The sequence below is a fragment of the Vibrio sp. 2132-1 genome (genome assembly GCF_033344315.1).
Window position 1 is genome coordinate 1 of the sequence record NZ_JAWPON010000387.1, and the last position, 672, is coordinate 672.

A 672-nucleotide genomic window follows, 5' to 3' on the forward strand; every position below is an offset into this window, starting at 1 on the left:
CGCTCAAGTTAAACCAAAGCCGCTTCCGCCCTTATTTGAAAATTAATGTGGCTATTCTTCTTTATCCTGCCCCTGATTCTTTTTAACGGCGTTGGCAATGTCCGTCACCGCTTCGACCAAATTAATTGGCATTGGGAAGATGATGGTTGAGGTTTTGTCCGTCGTAATTTCGGTTAAGGTCTGCATATAGCGTAATTGCAGCGCGTTTGGCGCTTCGTTTAGCATTTCTGCGGCTTCTTTCAGTTTGTTCGACGCTTCCAATTCACCCGTTGCGTGAATCACTTTCGCTCGGCGGTTACGTTCCGCCTCGGCTTGGCGAGCCAGCGCGCGAACCATGCTGTCGTTCAAATCGACGTGTTTGACTTCGACGGTGGAGATTTTAATGCCCCAATCGTCGGTTTGTTGATCGAGAATGGACTGTAAATCCTTGTTGAGTCGTTCTCGTTCGGATAGCAGTTCATCCAACTCGTGTTGGCCCAGCACGGATCGCAGCGTTGTTTGTGCTAACTGGCTGGTGGCATCGCTGTAACTTTCAATATTGTTGATTGCCATTTGTGGGTCAACCACGCGAAAATACACCACCGCGTTAACGCGCACAGAGACGTTATCTTTTGTGATCAAATCTTGTGTTGGCACATCCAGCACAATGGTTCGTAAATCAACACGCACCAT

Annotated in this window: 1 protein-coding gene; it reads right to left on the reverse strand. The window is 48.2% G+C overall.

Annotated elements, in window-relative coordinates; all coding sequences use genetic code 11:
* Positions 1-51 precede the first annotated feature (51 nt).
* A partial coding sequence (locus R8N47_RS25590) for a slipin family protein (protein WP_318186152.1) occupies positions 52-672 on the reverse strand: 621 nt, incomplete at its 5' end.